This window comes from Pseudoalteromonas sp. SWXJ133, from assembly GCF_015864365.1.
GTDB classification, from domain to species: Bacteria; Pseudomonadota; Gammaproteobacteria; order Enterobacterales; family Alteromonadaceae; genus Pseudoalteromonas; species Pseudoalteromonas arctica.
Genome location: NZ_JADYXJ010000032.1, coordinates 33,327 through 50,096, shown reverse-complemented (window position 1 = coordinate 50,096; position 16,770 = coordinate 33,327). Strand labels below are relative to the sequence as shown.

At 39.6% G+C, this 16,770-nt stretch carries 14 protein-coding genes; 10 read left to right on the top strand and 4 right to left on the bottom strand.

From position 1 onward, the window contains the following. Positions 1 to 316: cytochrome c family protein (locus I6F40_RS18330; protein ID WP_231609388.1), on the bottom strand; the 316-nt coding region annotated here is incomplete at its 3' end. A 343-nt stretch (positions 317 to 659) separates the two neighbouring features. Between I6F40_RS18330 and I6F40_RS18325 the strand changes: the two genes are divergently transcribed. The 10 genes from I6F40_RS18325 to I6F40_RS18280 all read left to right on the top strand — a co-directional run bounded on the left by I6F40_RS18325 (position 660) and on the right by I6F40_RS18280 (position 12,068). Continuing rightward, positions 660 to 2,081, top strand: coding sequence for a sulfatase (locus I6F40_RS18325; protein ID WP_166376803.1), 1,422 nt, complete (start codon positions 660 to 662; stop codon positions 2,079 to 2,081). Positions 2,082 to 2,100: 19 nt separating this feature from the next. After that, entirely contained in the window at positions 2,101 to 3,264 is a 1,164-nt protein-coding gene (locus I6F40_RS18320) for a mandelate racemase/muconate lactonizing enzyme family protein (protein ID WP_055255562.1), read from the top strand. 17 nt (positions 3,265 to 3,281) lie between these two features. Continuing rightward, on the top strand, positions 3,282 to 4,157 hold the full coding sequence (locus tag I6F40_RS18315) for an SMP-30/gluconolactonase/LRE family protein (RefSeq protein ID WP_024594145.1): 876 nt from the start codon (positions 3,282 to 3,284) through the stop codon (positions 4,155 to 4,157). 201 nt (positions 4,158 to 4,358) lie between these two features. Then, positions 4,359 to 5,930: a sugar porter family MFS transporter gene (locus tag I6F40_RS18310; RefSeq protein ID WP_024594146.1), complete on the top strand. Its 1,572-nt coding sequence runs from the start codon at positions 4,359 to 4,361 to the stop codon at positions 5,928 to 5,930. An 11-nt stretch (positions 5,931 to 5,941) separates the two neighbouring features. Further along, entirely contained in the window at positions 5,942 to 6,721 is a 780-nt protein-coding gene (locus I6F40_RS18305; RefSeq protein WP_024594147.1) for an SDR family NAD(P)-dependent oxidoreductase, read from the top strand. 46 nt (positions 6,722 to 6,767) lie between these two features. Continuing rightward, entirely contained in the window at positions 6,768 to 7,706 is a 939-nt protein-coding gene (locus tag I6F40_RS18300) for a hypothetical protein (protein WP_166376804.1), read from the top strand. A gap of 123 nt (positions 7,707 to 7,829) precedes the next feature. Next, positions 7,830 to 9,257, top strand: coding sequence for an NAD-dependent succinate-semialdehyde dehydrogenase (locus I6F40_RS18295; protein ID WP_024594149.1), 1,428 nt, complete (start codon positions 7,830 to 7,832; stop codon positions 9,255 to 9,257). Between the two features lie 10 nt (positions 9,258 to 9,267). After that, positions 9,268 to 10,431 carry a mandelate racemase/muconate lactonizing enzyme family protein gene (locus tag I6F40_RS18290; RefSeq protein ID WP_024594150.1) on the top strand — a complete coding sequence of 388 codons (1,164 nt, stop codon included), beginning with the start codon at positions 9,268 to 9,270 and terminating at the stop codon, positions 10,429 to 10,431. Between the two features lie 18 nt (positions 10,432 to 10,449). Next, positions 10,450 to 11,457 (top strand): 2-dehydro-3-deoxygalactonokinase, encoded by a 1,008-nt coding sequence (locus I6F40_RS18285; RefSeq protein ID WP_024594151.1) that lies wholly within the window; start codon positions 10,450 to 10,452, stop codon positions 11,455 to 11,457. Further along, entirely contained in the window at positions 11,448 to 12,068 is a 621-nt protein-coding gene (locus I6F40_RS18280) for a 2-dehydro-3-deoxy-6-phosphogalactonate aldolase (RefSeq protein WP_024594152.1), read from the top strand. The genes I6F40_RS18285 and I6F40_RS18280 overlap by 10 nt, the downstream gene beginning before the upstream one ends. A 102-nt stretch (positions 12,069 to 12,170) precedes the next feature. On the opposite strand, the gene I6F40_RS18275 is transcribed toward I6F40_RS18280, so the two are convergent. From I6F40_RS18275 to I6F40_RS18265, 3 genes are all read right to left on the bottom strand, one after another. Next, positions 12,171 to 12,905, bottom strand: a complete 735-nt coding sequence (locus I6F40_RS18275) for a FadR/GntR family transcriptional regulator (RefSeq protein ID WP_165739260.1) — start codon at positions 12,903 to 12,905, stop codon at positions 12,171 to 12,173. A gap of 68 nt (positions 12,906 to 12,973) precedes the next feature. After that, positions 12,974 to 13,711, bottom strand: coding sequence for a FadR/GntR family transcriptional regulator (locus tag I6F40_RS18270; RefSeq protein ID WP_024594154.1), 738 nt, complete (start codon positions 13,709 to 13,711; stop codon positions 12,974 to 12,976). 172 nt (positions 13,712 to 13,883) lie between these two features. Further along, positions 13,884 to 16,715, bottom strand: a complete 2,832-nt coding sequence (locus tag I6F40_RS18265) for a TonB-dependent receptor (protein WP_166376805.1) — start codon at positions 16,713 to 16,715, stop codon at positions 13,884 to 13,886. Positions 16,716 to 16,770: the final 55 nt, after the last annotated feature.

The window sequence follows — 16,770 nt, the reverse complement described above, 5'->3', positions numbered from 1 at the left end:
ACTGTTGCAGTGGGTCAAAGCCAAATACATAACTTACGGTGTACGTTTTTTTTGTACCTTGCTCGGTCAAATCAATTAAAAAGGCCTCTTTTTCTTTATAAAACACGGCTTTTTGAGAAAAATGGGTCGCGGTTATATTATTAAAATCACCAAGCACGGTATCTTTATTGGCTAAAGCCATTGAGTTTGCATGGTCTGACTGTTTCCAATCATGGGTTTGTTGTTGATGACAAGACTGGCACTCATCATTTGCAATCGCTGAAAAACAGCTGCATAAAAAAAGAACAACAAAAAGGCTGTTTTTTATATTTATCATTTTAGAATCCACCTTTAATAGCACACCAATGCATACTTAAAATTAAATAACAGGCCGCAGCTAAGCACACAGTAAATAGGCTTTGCCTTTAAACTGACAATGTTATTAGGCTTAAGTAATAGTGAGAAATTGAAAAATTAATTTCAAAATATCATACATCATATGTTTGCAATATTGTTATGTTTTGTTTAGTGTAGCGATATTGTGATTTATAAACGCATTATTTACAACTCAACCATTAAATTAACTATCCGTAATAGTCTAATATAACCAATATGTTAGCTATGGTGTAATTAATATTTTTAGCTATGTGCTTAACTATTATATTAAATAGGAAACTGTGATGAATAAGCTACTTGTTCTTCTTTCTGTATGTTTAGGCTTTTGCGTTAGTGCTAATGCAATGGCAAAAGCACAAACAGAAAAACCTAATATTGTTTTAATTTTTGCTGATGACGCAGGTTTTGGTGATTTTGGCTTTCAAGGTAGTACGCAGCTTAAAACACCTAATTTAGATAAACTTGCCCAAAGCGGTGTTCGTTTTACTCAAGGTTACGTAAGTGATTCGACTTGCGGTCCTTCACGTGCAGGTTTAATGACGGGTAAGTACCAGCAACGTTTTGGTTACGAAGAAATTAACGTACCAGGTTTTATGAGCGATAACTCAGCACTTAAAGGTGCAGATATGGGCTTGCCATTAGATCAAAAAACAATGGGCGATTATCTTAAAGAGCAGGGCTATAAAACAGCAGTATTTGGTAAGTGGCATTTAGGTGACGCCGACAGGTTTCATCCTTTAAAACGTGGTTTTGATACTTTTTTAGGGTTTAGAGGTGGCGACAGAAGCTACTTTAACTATTCAGAACAAGAAATGAAAAATGGAAACAAACATTTTTTTGATAAAAAATTAGAACGCGACTTTGGTAATTACGAAGAGCCAAAAGAGTACTTAACCGACGAGTTAGGTAAAGAAGCCGCTAAATACATTGAACAAAACAAAGATGAACCCTTTTTTATCTACCTAGCTTTTAACGCGGTACACACTCCGCTTGAATCAGATCCTAAAGATTTAGCTAAGTTTCCAAACTTAACGGGTAAACGTAAAGAGCTTGCTGCAATGACCCTAGGGTTAGACAGAGCCAGTGGTTATGTACTTGATAAACTTAAAGAGCTAGGCTTAGATGACAATACTATTGTGGTTTTTTCAAACGACAACGGTGGCCCATCTGATAAAAACGCCTCAAATAATGCACCACTTGCAGGGACTAAATCAAACCAGTTAGAAGGGGGCATTCGTGTACCATTCTTAATTAGTTGGCCAAAATATATTAAACCAGGTTCGACTTACGACTACCCAGTAAGCACACTAGATTTACTGCCTACTTTTTACAGTGCCGCACAAGGTAAGGCGTTAGGTAATGATATTGATGGCGTTGATTTACTCCCTTATATTCAAGGTAAAAACACAGCACGCCCACATAAAGTGATGTACTGGAAAAAAGAAAACAGAGCTGTAATACGCGATAACGATTGGAAACTTATTCGTTACCCAGACAGACCTGCAGAGCTATACGACCTAAGCACAGACATTAGTGAACAAACAGATTTAGCAGCAAAAAATCCTGAACGTGTTAAAACTATGTTTAAATCATTGTTTGAATGGGAATTAACGTTAGAGCGTCCGCGCTGGTTATTAAAAAGAAAATACGAAAAATACGATATAGACCGCATGGATAAATACCGTTTACCAGCAACTCAACCTTAATAACGCATAGGTAATAATAATGAAAATAGAATCTGTTGAAGCGCTTTTAGGCTGCGTAGGGAAACGTAATCAGCTATTAGTAAAAGTAGTAACCGAATGTGGCATAGTTGGCTGGGGCGAATCGGGCTTATCAAATCGAGAGCAAGCAGTTATTGGCGCGATACATCACTTTGCTGGATTTTTGAAAGGGCAAGATCCGCGTAAAATTGGCCGTATTTGGCAAGAGCTATACCGCAGCCATTATTTTGAAGGGGGCCGTGTAATTACGGCTGCTATTTCAGCCATTGATATTGCTCTTTATGATATTTTAGGTAAGTCACTACAAGTGCCTGTTTATCAGTTGTTAGGGGGCAAACAACGCGAGCACATAGCGTGCTTTGCGTGTTGTTATACAGAGGCCGATCCGGATAAATTTGACGATTTAGTTAAAGAAGCAAAAGCACTTATAGCGCTAGGTTGGACAACAATAAGAGTGATACCGAGTCGTTTTGACGACCCTGTGTTTTTTGAACCACAAGAATCTATAACGCGCACAGCGCGTTGCTTAAATGAGCTGCGTAAAGTACTCGGGCCTGATATTACACTCGGTATTGATTACCACCACAGATTAAGCGTGGCTGAGGCAGCTTCGTTTTGCCAACGTTTAAAGCCCGATACACTTGATTTTATTGAAGAACCGATTCGTCATGAATCTCCTGATGCGTATAAAACGCTGCGTACTTTAACGCATATTCCTTTTGCTATTGGTGAAGAGTTTAGTTCTAAATGGGCAGCTAAGCCTTATATAGAACAAGGGCTTACTCAATATTTACGTGTAGATGTGTGTAACATTGGTGGCTTAACAGAAGCAATGAAAGTGGCTGGTTGGGCTGAGGCACATTATATCGATGTTATGCCACATAACCCGCTTGGCCCTGTGTGTACAGCAGCCACAAATCACTTTGCAGCAGCGCTACCAAATTTAGGCTTAATGGAAACGCACCAAGGCCCGTTTAGTGAGTTTGGCGCCCATGATCCACTTCTTTTTCCTAAGCAGCATGTGTTAACAGGCAATAAGTTTACTATCCCTGAAGTACCTGGTTTAGGTGTTGAAGTGAATGAAGCCGCGTTTAGATTGGCAACCCCTGTAGAAACCGAAGCACCGCATTTATCAAAGCGTGATGGTTCACATACTAACTGGTAACTAGTTTAGAGAATTAAATGAATACACTTACAGCGACTGTTTTTGACAGCACACTAAATTTTGTAGGCGAGGGGCCTTTGTGGCACCCGATCACACAAACGCTTTATTGGGTTGATTTTCCAAACCATATTTTGCACAGCAAAAAAGGCGACCATAAAGTTGAGCAACGCTTAGATGATATGGTTACCGCTCTGGCTTGGGTAAACAATGAAACCTTATTACTAGCAAGTGATAAAGGCCTAAATACCTATAATACCAGCACGCATAAGCAAACTTTTTTGTGCAGCGTTGAAGCAGATAAACCTGACAACCGCAGTAACGATGGGCGTGCCGATCCGTGGGGTGGGTTTTGGATAAGCACAATGCACGGCGATGCTCACGAAAACGAAGGGGCAATATATCGTTTTCACAACGGCGTACTTACTCAAGTTGTTAGTGATTTAACCATACCCAATGGTATTTGTTTTGATAAGTCGCGTGCTAGAGCTTATTACGCAGATTCAAAAACGCAAAAAATTTACCGATTTGACGTCGACTCACTTACGGGTACGCCAATAGGAGAAAGTGTGTTGTTTTTTGACTATTCGAGCTCAGCTGTATCACCTGATGGCGCTGTAATTGATAGCGAAGGCAACATGTGGATTGCACTTTGGGATGGCGCACGTGTAGATTGCATATCGCCCGAAGCTAAGGTAATTCAAAGCTTAGCGACTCAAACACCTCGCCCTACATGCCCAGCGTTTGGCGACGATGGTACAACACTTTACGTAACGTCAGCACAATGTGGCCTAGAAGATACCCCATTTAATGCTATACCTCACGGCGCTACGCTTGCATTTAAAAATGCGGTAAAAGGTGTATTTGAGCCTTGCGTTAAAATAGACGGCTTTTAATTTTACGTATTCACTTTAAATATTAATTTTGTGTTTTTTCCTCTTACATTAATTAGATGTGAGAGGAAAAACACATTGCACATATAAACATCATATGTTTATATTGTTTTTACTAATTCTATCAATGTTATTCTTTTATATGTTGTAGAGCACTCATTACCAACACAGTAAAAGTATAAAAATAAAACTAAGGGTAATACATTGAAAGACACACACACACAATCAACAAAAGCAATTAAGTACTCCCTCATTGCAGCATTTGGCGGATTTGTATTTGGCCTAGACGCGGCCAATATATCGGGGGCGTTACGCTATGTTAGTTCGCAGTTTGAGCTAACCAGTTTACAAACAGGTAATGTAGTGGGTTGCGCCATTGTTGGCGTAATCATCGCACTATTTTTTACAGGTACTTTATGCCAAAAATTTGGTCGTAAAAAGGTACTTATTGGCATTGCTTTAACATATTCACTCTCTACGGTTATTTCTGCTTTTGCGGTAAGTTACCCCATGCTGGTTGTTGGACGCTTTATAGGAGGGGTCGCATTTGCCTCTATAACTGTCTCAGCTATGTATATTGGTGAAATTGCACCCGCTAATAAACGCGGCCAATTTGTATCAGTTAATCAGTTGCTTATAACGTTAGGTAGTTTATTTGCGTTTGTTGTTAATTACTTTTTTGTTAAAAACATGGGCTCAATTGAATGGTTAAATGAAGCCAATATTTGGCGTTATATGCTTGGCTTTGAAATTGTGCCTAATATTATTTGGTTTTCGTTATTAATGACGATTCCTGAATCGCCGCGCTGGTTAATGAGCAAAAAACGTGATGAAGAAGCACGCGCTGTATTCAAAGGTATGGGGATCAATAACGCCGATACCGAAGTAGTACTTAATGATATTAAAGCAACCATTCAAGAAGATTCAAAAAACAGTGCACTAGAGCAACTTAAAGTATTGTTTAGTAAGCCTATGCGTTTTGTTGTGCTACTTGCTGTATGTTACGCGGTAGTGCAGGGCGCAACCGGCATGAACGCCGTATTGTTTTATGCACCTACCGTGTTTGAACAAATAGGTATGAGCGTCGAAAACTCTTTTTTACAAACAATAGTACTTGGTGCGGTATCTGTATTATTTACATTGGTCGCCATATTCTTTGTTGAAAAACTTGGCAGAAGAACATTAACTATTACCGGTTTACTGCTTATTGCTGTTGCGCATGTATCAATTTGGTATGGTTTTGAAAATGCCACGTACTCACTCAACAGTGAAGCAATAACCAAAGTTGCAGAGCAAAAAGTAGATATTACAAAGCTGCACGTTTTCGAAAATAAAATATACAGCACTGATGTTGCGCTAAAAGCAGATCTAGCCACTATTTACAGTAAAAAAGAGCTACCAGTTGTTACCGGTGCAATTATTAATGCTTCTATAAATATTAGTCCTGCGTATGTTTTATTTGGATTATTCGCATTTTTAGCCGCCTTTAATATGTCGATAGGGCCAATAATGTGGGTGATATTCTCGGAGATATTTTCAAGCCGAGTACGCAGTGTTGCGCTACCCTTTGCCGCCTTAGTACAGAGTATTTCTAGCTGGAGTATTCAGCAGTTTTTCCCTTGGCAATTAGAGAACATGGGCGCAGCAAATACGTTTTTATATTACGGAGGCGTCGCTATTGTAGGCTGCATTGTTATGGCATTCATACTTCCCGAAACTAAGGGCAAGTCTATTGAGGCCATTGAACGCGATTTGGTCCCTGGGCTCAATAAATAAGGAATATAACTATGTCATCACGATTATTAAACGAAGTTGCTATTGTCACTGGCGCAGCCGATGGAATTGGAAAAACAGTAGCACGCGTATTTTGTGAGCAAGGCGCTAAAGTGTGTGTTGCTGATATAAATAAAGAAATGGGTGAAAGTGTTGTAGCAGAGCTAAAAAGCAAAGGGTTTGATGCTATTTTTGCTCATACCGATATTAGCGACGAAACGGCTATAAAAAACATGGTTGAAAAAGTAGTTAATGAGCTCGGCAAGCCCAGTATTTTAGTTAATAACGCGGCTTTAATTAGCCCCGGGCGAAACGTAGATGACGTTACGCCACAAATGTGGCGTGATAGCTTTGCGGTTAATGTTGAAGGTATGTGGCAGTGTGCTGTAGCCGTACTTGAGCATATGAAAGAGTTAGGCCGTGGCAGTATTATAAATGTAGGTTCTGTACATTCTTATAAAATTGTACCGGGGTATTTTCCGTATGCGGTAACTAAACATGCGGTTATAGGGTTAACTAAAAACTTAGCCGTTGAATACGCAAAGCACAACATACGAGTAAACGCATTGTGCCCAGGCATGATAGAAACACCTATGGCGTTTAAGTCGTGGGAGCAAACAGACGATCCGCAAGCTTCACGCAAAGCAATGGGCGATGTACATCCTCTAAAACGAAATGGAACAACTGAAGAAATTGCTTACCCAGCCGTGTTTTTAGCCAGTTCAGATTCGAGTTTTATGACAGGGCAAAGCTTAATCATTGATGGTGGCCGTTCTGTAATTTATCACGATTAAAGTGCTTAACTTAACACACTGTAAGGCTCATGGTTTTGAGGCTATTTTGCTAAAAAATAGTGAGCTTGCTATTACAGTTATTCCTCAGTTGGGTGCAAAAGTCATCTCTATTGTAAGCTTAAAACACAATAGAGAGTGGCTTGCTCACGATAAACAAATCACTTTAAAACCTGCAAAAAATAATGACTTTTCTGAGCATGATAGCGGTGGTTGGGATGAATGTTTTCCGGGTATTTCTCCTCAGCTGTACGAACATATCCCCAATAAAACACATTTTTCACATGATCATGGTGAGTTGTGGTGCCAAGCATGGCAAATAACTAATACCCATATTAGCGATGAAGAGATAATACTTAGCTTACAAGCTGAGGTTTTTGACTCTACTTTTACATTTATAAGAACGTTTACCTTAAAAAAACACAGTAAGCGGCTGCTTGTTGATTACCACGTAAAAAATAACACAACTCACAATCTCCCTTTTGTTTGGTCAGCGCATCCTATTTTTGCCATAAAACCAGAGATGCGTATTTTAATAAATAACAAACATATGGAGTTTAAAGTTGATGAAGGGCTAAGTCATTTTTATAACGTTAATAGTGCCTTTATTAACTGGAGTGAGTGCTCAACTAAAGTCCCGCCGCTAAATAAAGTTATGCCCTATAACAGTGGTTTTGCAAGTAAGGTTTTTAGCAAACACTTAAATACGGGCACTCATAAAGATCAAAGTATAATTGTAAAACTGGTTGATGATAAAGCTCAGCAAAGCTGCGGGTTTGAATTTTCATCAACAAACATAAGTCACTTAGGGCTTTGGTTTAATTACAACGGTTGGTCTGCCAATGAGCAGCTACCCCCTTTTGTACTTGGGATAGAACCTTGTATAGGCAATAGCGATTCTTTACACAAAGCCATGGCGAGTGAAGAGGAGGGCTTAATTAAAGGCAATGCTCATAAATCTTGGCATATGAGTTTTTTTGTTAACTAAATGTATTTTGTGTTTGCTCAATCAAACATCATATGTTTAAATAGTTATTATGTATTAAGGCCTGTGTGTCTTACTTTAGTCATTTAGCCCTTAGGGTGTTGTAGATAATAATGGAGCGACAGAATGCTTTCTAAACAACTGTATATTGGTGGAAAATTAATAACGAGTGACGCAACGACCGAAATTATTAATCCTGCAACACTCGAAGTTGTAGGCGAAATTTCGGCTGCAGGTATTAATGAAGCAAACATGGCCTTAGAGTCTGCGCAAGAAGCATTTTCAAGTTGGTCAACAACGCCTGCAACAGAGCGTGCTCAATGGATGCTTAAACTGCGTGATGCAGTAATTGCAAACGAGCAACACTTACGTGAATGCGTACATTTAGAAATGGCTAAACCATGGCAGTCAACCGCTGACGACTTTCAAATGTTAGTTGATAGCCTTAATTTTTACGCTGATGCCATTGTTAATATCGCCGATGAAGAATTAAAAGATAATGAAGGTACACACAGCCACGTTCTTTCGCGTGAGCCTGTTGGTGTAGCGGCTGCATTTTTAGCATGGAATTTTCCATTATTAAATTTGGCTTATAAATTAGGGCCAGCAATGGCTGCGGGTTGTCCGCTTGTAGTAAAACCGTCAAGCAAAACGCCTTTGTCTGCTTATGCTGTAGGCGAATTATGTGAAAAAATCGGCTTGCCAGCAGGTGTGGTTAACATACTTTCGGGCACAGATAGCACCGTAGGCGATGCTATTTCAGCGTCAACTATTCCCTCTGTACTTACTTTAATTGGTTCTACTAATGTGGGTAAGCATGTAATTGCAACAGGTGCTACGTCAATCAAGCGTTATTCAATGGAGCTTGGTGGTAATGCACCTGCCATTGTATGTAGCGATGCAAATTTAGATAACGCAGCCGATGTGATTTGTGGCGTTAAGTTTGCCAACGCAGGGCAAATTTGTGTTACCCCAAATCGTGTATTTGTACACGAAAGCGTTGCTGATGAATTTATTGAAAAAGTACTTACTCGTGCAAAAGCAGTAAAAGTTGGTTTTGATAAAAACGAGGCCATTGATATGGGCCCTGTTATGGATGCTAGCTCATGGCAACGTATTGATGAACTAGTTAAAGATGCACAGCAAAAAGGCGCACAATTGCAATTAGGTGGTAAAAAACCTACAGGCGTTAATGGGTATTTTTACGAACCAACCGTACTTACAAATGTAGATTCGAGCATGAATCTATACAAAGACGAAATATTTGGCCCTGTTATTAGTATTATTACGTTTAGTGATAACGAACAGGTACTTAGCGATGCAAATGACACGGACGCTGGTTTAAGTTCATTTATTTTTAGTAGTAACGAAGAGACTATTTCTTACTTTGCAAAACATTTACGCTTTGGCGAAGTACAAGTAAACGGCATTAAATACAGCATTAATTTACCTCATTTTGGTATTAAGCAATCGGGCGTGGGTGTTGATTGTTCGTTGTTAGCTTTAGATGACTACCTTGCATATAAACGTGTTTCTCGCGCGTTAAAGGTTTAAGGAACAGACTATGAAAATCACACAAATTATTAGCCACGTTTTACAGTACGACCTAGAAGAAGAACTTGGTTATTCGCAGCAGTATTACGCTAAACGTACCGCACATTTAGTTGAAGTTCGTACGGATATCGGTATTACAGGTTGGGGCGAATGTTTTGGCGGTGGCGGCGTTGCGTTTGCCAATAAAACAATTGTTGAGCATGTAATTCAGCCTATGATTTTGGGCATGGACCCACTCGACAGAGAAGTGATTTGGCATAAAGTTTATAACTTACTGCGCGATCATGGCCAAAAAGGCATGCCTATTCAGTCTTTATCTGGTGTAGATATTGCTCTGTGGGACATTGCAGGTAAATTTTTAGATCAACCCGTTTATAAGTTACTAGGGGGGGCTTTTAGAGACCGCATTCCGGCTTATGGTTACGGCATGATGCTACAAAAATTTCCAAACCTGGAAGAGCGCTTTACCGAAGAAAGCCAACGCATTAAAGAAATGGGCTTTACGGCCATGAAAATGAAAATAGGCCTTTCGCCAGACCGCGATATAAAGCTTGTTGAAGCTGTACGTAAAGGTATTGGCCGCGATATGCGCTTAATGGTTGACGCTAACCATGCATATACAGCGCGCGAAGCTATTCCGCTAGGTCGAGAGCTGCAAAATTTAGGCGTGTACTGGTTTGAAGAACCGGTTGCACCAGAGGATCATCAAGGCTATCGCGATTTATGTGAAGCACTTGATATGAGCATTGCCGGTGGCGAAGCCGAATTTACCCGCTGGGGCTTTAGAGACTTAATTAAAAACCGCTGCGTTGATTTACTCCAGCCAGAAGTGTGTGCGCTCGGTGGTATTACCGAATATCAAAAAGTATTAGCTATGGCACACGCGCATTTTGTGCCTGTTATAAACCATGTGTGGGGTTCGGCTATTGCGGTAGGTACTAATCTACATTTATTAGCTGCGTTACCTGATTTACCAGGTGCTGCACACCCAGTACAACCTATGCTTGAGTACGATACAACGCCAAACTTATTTAGAGAGCAGTTATTGCAAGAGTCTCTAAATATTAACGAGCAAGTTAAAAATAACAACGGAACAGTTGCGCTACCACAAGGTCCAGGCCTTGGTATTGAGCCCGACCTTGATTTTATTAAACATTACGAAGTATCAATTTAATAAATAAGGGCAAGGCTTATGAGCGATAACAAAAGCAACTTACCAGCATTAATTGTGGTTGATTGGGGAAGCTCTAACTTTAGAGCTTTTTTAGTCGATGGCAAAGGCAGCATTTTAGATACTGTTAATGGTGAACAGGGCGTACTTTGTATTAAAAATGACTGTTTAGAAACCGTATTACTTAGTTATATATCAGGCTGGTTATCAAAGCATAAAATGCCGATTATTATGGCGGGTATGGTAGGCGGTGCTATAGGTTGGCAAGATACAGGCTATGTAAATGCGCCAGCTAATCTCGGTAGTATGAGCGTAAACCTTTGTAAAGCAAATAATAAAGCAGGCTTACAAATTAGTATTGTGCCGGGTGTTAAATACGTTATGGAAAATAATGTATGCGATGTAATGCGCGGTGAAGAAGTACAAGTATTTGGCGCTGTATTAGATGTAGAGCAAACAGCGGGTGAGCTAAGTAATCAAACATTGAGTGAGACTATGTTTTGCCTACCCGGTACTCACTCTAAGTGGGTTCAAGTTGCAAAAGATACTGACCAAAAAACGGTTATTACAAGTCTTAGTACGTTCATGACCGGCGAAATGTTTGATTTATTGACTAAACAAAGCATTTTAGGTGAAGGGCTAGAGTCACTAGATAAAACACCAACAGATATGCCAAGTTTTTTAAAAGGCGTTGGTGTTAGTCAAGTTCAGAGCAGTTTATTAAGTGCATTATTTAGTGCGCGTACTTTAAAGCTAGATAAACAATTAACGCTGCAAAACGTACCTAGTTACTTATCTGGTTTACTTATTGGCGCTGAGCTTGCGGGTATTAAAAGTAAGCTAAACGACATTAAGCATGTTTATTTAATTGGTAACTCAAGTTTAAACACTCTCTATTGTGAAGCATTAAAAGAACTCGGCTTCACTTCTTCTATTTTAAACAGTGCTACGGCATCTACTAAAGGCATGTTTACACTAGCTGTACAGGCCGGTCTTTTAACTAAAAAGGAAACTCAATTATGTCATTAATTACGTTAACTCATGCTATGAAGCAACTACCACTGATTGCTATTTTACGCGGTATTACACCAAATGAAGTGCTTGATTATGCAAAAGTACTTATTGATATTGGTTACCGCGTTATTGAGGTGCCACTTAATTCTCCTGAGGCATTAAAAAGTATTAAGTTATTAAGTGATAAATACGCAGATATAGCCATTATTGGCGCGGGCACGGTTGTTACTAAAGACGAAGTTGATCAGGTAATTGAAGCGGGTGGGCGTATTATTATATCGCCGCATAGCGATGTAGAGGTGATCCGTTATAGTAAATTAAAAGGATTATACAGCGTACCAGGATTTTATACACCCACTGAAGGTTTTGCTGCACTGCATGCTGGTGCCGACGCGCTTAAGTTATTTCCAGCAGATACAGCTGGCCCAAAAGGCTTAAAAGCAATTACAACAGTGCTTTCGGGTATTGATATTTACCCTGTGGGCGGTGTATCGCCTCAAAACCAGGATGAATTTGTTAATGCTGGGGCATCGGGTTTTGGTTTAGGAAGCGGCTTGTATAAATCAGGAATGGGTTTAGAAGAATTTACGACTAATGCTAAAAATTATGCTGAATATTATCTTTAATTAATTTTTAATAAAATTGCGATAAAACGTTGTTGTGCTTGCATCGCTACTCATCATTCCTCTCACAATAAATGATGAGTTAGCGGTGCTATTTAAAATAAATTAAATATCCATTAACTTAGCTAAATTTGATTTAGCATCAGCTAAAAGCTTTTCTGTAAGGGCTTGTGCTTTTTCGCTATTACCGGTGGCAATAGCATCAAATACTTCTCTGTGAAACGGAATAGAAGCATGATTACTTTGTGCACTTTGGTTTGTTACTTTAATACTCACAAGCAACGCTGAAAAAATAACGCATTCCATCGAAATAAATAGCTCATTATGAGAAGCGCGTAAAATAGCGCCATGAAAATGTGCATCAGCAATAACAAACTTATCTAAATCGCTTACCGAGCTTTGCATTTCATTTAATGCATCTTCAATGGCTTTAATATCTTCAGGCTCTGCGCGAAGCGCTGCAACACTGGCTGCTTTGGGCTCAAATGCTAAACGAAATTCCATTAATTGAGTTAAAAACTCAGGATTAAGTGGGGCGCTTAAATGCCACGCAAGAACATCGTCGTCAAGCAACGCCCAGTTATCACGGGTTTTTACGCGAGTGCCAATGCCTCTGCGTACATCTAAAAGCCCTTTACCAACAAGAATTTTTACTGCATCACGAACAACAACTCGACTTACTTGAAAACGTTCAGCTAAACGGTTTTCATCATCAATCAGTGTGCCAGGAGTATATGTGCCAGCAACAATTCTACGGCCTAATTCTTTAGCTACCTGTACCGGTAAGCTAGGTGACATGGCACTGCTGCGTCTTAGATCGTAGTATGTTAATTCGCTCATAGTATCTTAGTGTCCGTATTATTTATTTATACGTACTATTTATATGAATTTGCGACAATAAACAATGGCTATTTGTTATTTACTGTCGCAGAAAGACGAAAGCTGGCATCTTTTAGGAGTTTTTCGGTGAGAAATTCGGCTTTATCGCCATCTTTTGCAGCAATGGCTTCGTACACTTCACGATGAAACGGAATAGATGCACCGTTATCGCGCGGGTCTTTATTTGTTACTTTAATACTAACTAAAAGTGCAGAATAAATAACGCCTTCCATAGAAGCTAAAAAGCTATTTTGCGCTGCTTTTATAATGGCCTTATGAAATAAAGAATCAGCAATAATAAAATCTTCTACGCTGTTATCTGTTTTAGCCATGCGCTCGCATGCGGCTGCAATTTCAATTAAATCCTCAGGGCGCGCACGTTCAGCTGCCCAACGTGCTGCTTTTGGCTCAAAGGCTAGGCGCACGTCCATTAATTGCTCTAAAAATTTACGATTAGGTGGTGCTGACAAATGCCATGCTAATACGTCATCGTCTAGCATATTCCATCTATCACGAGGTAGTACACGCGTACCAATACCTCTGCGTACATCAAGTAGGCCTTTGCTTACCAAGATTTTTACCGCGTCGCGTACTACTACACGGCTTACTTGGTAGCGTTTAGCGAGTGCATCTTCATCATCAATTAAACTGCCGGCTTCAAATGATCCAGACACAATGCGTCTGCCAATTTCTTTAGCCACTTGAACAGAAAGGCTTGCTGCCATTCCTGATGTTTGTTTTAGGTCGTAATATATAAGTTCGCTCATATCTTTAATATAAACATATTATGTTTGACTGGTCAATGTAATGTGCACAAAATAGGGGGAGTGGTAACTAATTTTAATCGTTGTTTATATGTTTAAAACTGACATAGTGGGAATATAATAAAGATCGCTGATGAGCGATCTTTATAGCAATTTGGGTTATTTCAATAAAGCGTTAAAACTTAGCGCGTATACCTATACGGTAACGCGGACCAGTATATTGGGTATTAATAACGCGCTCTTTTACATCGGCATATTGATAGGTACGTTCATCAGTTATATTTATTGCTTCGCCTGTTAGCGTAAAGTTATCGTTAACCGCATAAGACATACTAAAGTCGAGCTGACCATAAGCCGCAGTATGCTCTGGTAATCCACCACTGCGTATACCAGCTCGGCTACTTAAAAAGTCATCTCGCCAGTTGTAGGCTAAACGCGCTTGAAATGCATTTTTGTCGTAGTAGGCAACAATGTTATAAGAGTTTTCGGCAAATCCCTCTAATTTATCACCTGGGTCGGTCACACCTGGAAGCTCTATTTTTTGTGTGTTTTTATTTGTAGTATCAGCCCATGTATAGTTTGCTTGCACACCTAAGCCATTTAAAAAGCTCGGTAAATAATCCATATTATGTTGTACAGCAAGTTCTACTCCAGTAATTGAGCCGCCTGATTGGTTTTGTTTAGTATTAATAGTTTCGTTTACATTGCCGTATCCATCAATACTGACTGATGAATCAACATATTGCGACCCATCCCAAATATCAGGCGTATTATCTAGATAAGTTATTTGTGCAATTGTGCTAGATATATCCTTTTTGAAAAAGTTAACCGCGTAAGAATCGCCGCTATCACTATAATATTCAAAAGATAAATCGTATTGATTAGCCTTATAGGGTGCTAAATAAGGATTGCCACCTGTTTGAGAAAAGCTACCTGCTTGCATATCGGTATACGTTGTTTGTACGCCAATGTCGTCAATGGCAGGGCGCGACATAACTTTAGCCGCTGCGGCTCTTACCAATAAGTTATCACTTAAATTAATACTAAAATTAGCGCTAGGTAACCAGTTAGTGTAACTATTTTTGGCTTTAAGGCTTCCTGAGTCTGTGTAATCAACAACTAATAAAGGTTGGCCATTATCAAGCTCGCCCGTATAACCTAGGCGCCTTTTACCGTAACCGCTTGAGCTTGTATCCGTTTTTACATAACGGACTCCCACATTACCGCGCCAATCGTAATCACCAATTAAGCCGCTGAGATTAAACTGCGAATAAGCACTTATTTTCTCTTCGGTGACGCTTGATGATGCGATTTCGTTATATTGCTCGTTTGGCCAATTTGGATTTTTGGTCATATCACGAATAGCGCTATGGTATTTATTTATATCAGCAAACAAAAAGTCACGCGGAAAATTACCTGGCTCACTACTTAAAAAATCTGAATAGGGACTTGCTGAAAATATGTCATCAGGCATATCTCTAAGTTCGCCACAAATATCGGCATTCGGTGCTACTAAACCACAGTTATCTTCATGGAATGTTTCAAAGCGATCCCTTACTTTTTCGCGATCTGAATACGCAATACCAAAATCGATTGAATCTAAGGTTAGGCTTTCAGCAAACTCTAAATCGAGTAAGTATTTCCCTTTTGTTTGCAGCTCCGTAATAGTGTCTTCTAATTCGTAATGTGAAACTTGATTCCAATGTGCTCTCACGCTTGTCGGCGAAGCATAATCAATGGTTGTGTCTAAATTAACGGTATCAGTGTTTCTAAAATCAAAATTTAAACTGTCGTTTCGCTCCGGTGAAATATAATTAGGAACTAATAAGTCGCTACGCGGCGTTGATTTTGATGTTGAATGGCTTATATCAAACTCAAGCGTTAATACATCAAATTCTTTTACAGAATTAAACCCAAATGCCTGTGTTTTTGATTTTGACTCCAGCTCTTGAAATAAACCATCAATTCTAAAATCAACATTTTCACCAGTTCCGCCCAGTGTTTTACCCGAAAACTTAGTGCCTGATAAAATAGTACCGTTGTCTGATACAACCACATTTCGCCAATTAGGATACTGTAAGCCGGCTTGCAAACCTTGAGTTTGAGTTTCTACTGAGAGATCCGTATACATGTAATCAAAGGTATTTGTAAAAGTTGAATCTGGTGCCCACTGAAAACTGGTATTAATGCCTGTACGTTCGCGATGCTCTTGCCCTAATGCGTATTCAATTCGCCCGGCATGGCGAAGCATAGTTGGTGTAACCACATTGCCATCTAAATTATGAATATCGCCTTCAATAACTCCCGGCTCATTATTGAGTAATAACCAACGGGTTGTACCCATTGAATCGTATCGGTTATCACTTTTTTGTTGTGAAAGGGCAATATTAAAACCAAATGTTTCATTAGCAAACGTATTGCTAAATAACGCAGAGTATTCAGGACTCGTCTCGCCAGAAAGTTCACTGTATTTGGCATTTATAGAGCCAAGTACATGTAATCCAGGATTATCTAATGGGCGTGCTGTTTTAACGTTGACATAAGCACCAATACTGCCTTCAGGCGTTTTAGCTGTAGGTGACTTAACGACATCAGCACCCGATATTAGCTCAGCTGCTAATACTTGAAAATCAAACGAGCGACCAATTTCAGAAGTAGCTAATGTGCGCCCGTTTAATGTAACAACGTTAAATTCTGGGCCAAAACCACGAACGGTTATTTTTGAGCCCTCACCATTTACACGGTTAATTGAAACGCCAGGAACACGTTGTAAAGACTCAGCCACATTTTGATCGGGAAACTTACCAATATCCTCAGCAACAATACTATCTTGAACACTATCGCTGTAACGTTTTAGAGATGATGCGGCCTCTAGACTTGAACGAACACCCGTTACAACAATGACTTCAGTATCGTCTTTTACTTTATCGTTTGTAGCAGCTTGAGCAAATGAACAGCTTGAGAGAGCGGCTAAAACACCGAGTGCAATTTTTTTCTTTGAACGCATAGTGATCTCCATATATTTGTGTGTTGTGTCGTCAGATAAAGTTCAACCTTTGAGA

Excerpts from the sequence above, each read along its gene's own strand:
- I6F40_RS18325 (WP_166376803.1), top strand. The coding sequence starts at position 660 with ATGAATAAGCTACTTGTTCTTCTTTCTGTATGTTTAGGCTTTTGCGTT.
- I6F40_RS18320 (WP_055255562.1), top strand. The coding sequence starts at position 2,101 with ATGAAAATAGAATCTGTTGAAGCGCTTTTAGGCTGCGTAGGGAAACGT.
- I6F40_RS18315 (WP_024594145.1), top strand. The coding sequence starts at position 3,282 with ATGAATACACTTACAGCGACTGTTTTTGACAGCACACTAAATTTTGTA.
- I6F40_RS18305 (WP_024594147.1), top strand. The coding sequence starts at position 5,942 with ATGTCATCACGATTATTAAACGAAGTTGCTATTGTCACTGGCGCAGCC.
- I6F40_RS18295 (WP_024594149.1), top strand. The coding sequence starts at position 7,830 with ATGCTTTCTAAACAACTGTATATTGGTGGAAAATTAATAACGAGTGAC.
- I6F40_RS18290 (WP_024594150.1), top strand. The coding sequence starts at position 9,268 with ATGAAAATCACACAAATTATTAGCCACGTTTTACAGTACGACCTAGAA.
- I6F40_RS18285 (WP_024594151.1), top strand. The coding sequence starts at position 10,450 with ATGAGCGATAACAAAAGCAACTTACCAGCATTAATTGTGGTTGATTGG.
- I6F40_RS18280 (WP_024594152.1), top strand. The coding sequence starts at position 11,448 with ATGTCATTAATTACGTTAACTCATGCTATGAAGCAACTACCACTGATT.
- I6F40_RS18275 (WP_165739260.1), bottom strand. The coding sequence starts at position 12,905 with ATGAGCGAATTAACATACTACGATCTAAGACGCAGCAGTGCCATGTCA.
- I6F40_RS18270 (WP_024594154.1), bottom strand. The coding sequence starts at position 13,711 with ATGAGCGAACTTATATATTACGACCTAAAACAAACATCAGGAATGGCA.
- I6F40_RS18265 (WP_166376805.1), bottom strand. The coding sequence starts at position 16,715 with ATGCGTTCAAAGAAAAAAATTGCACTCGGTGTTTTAGCCGCTCTCTCA.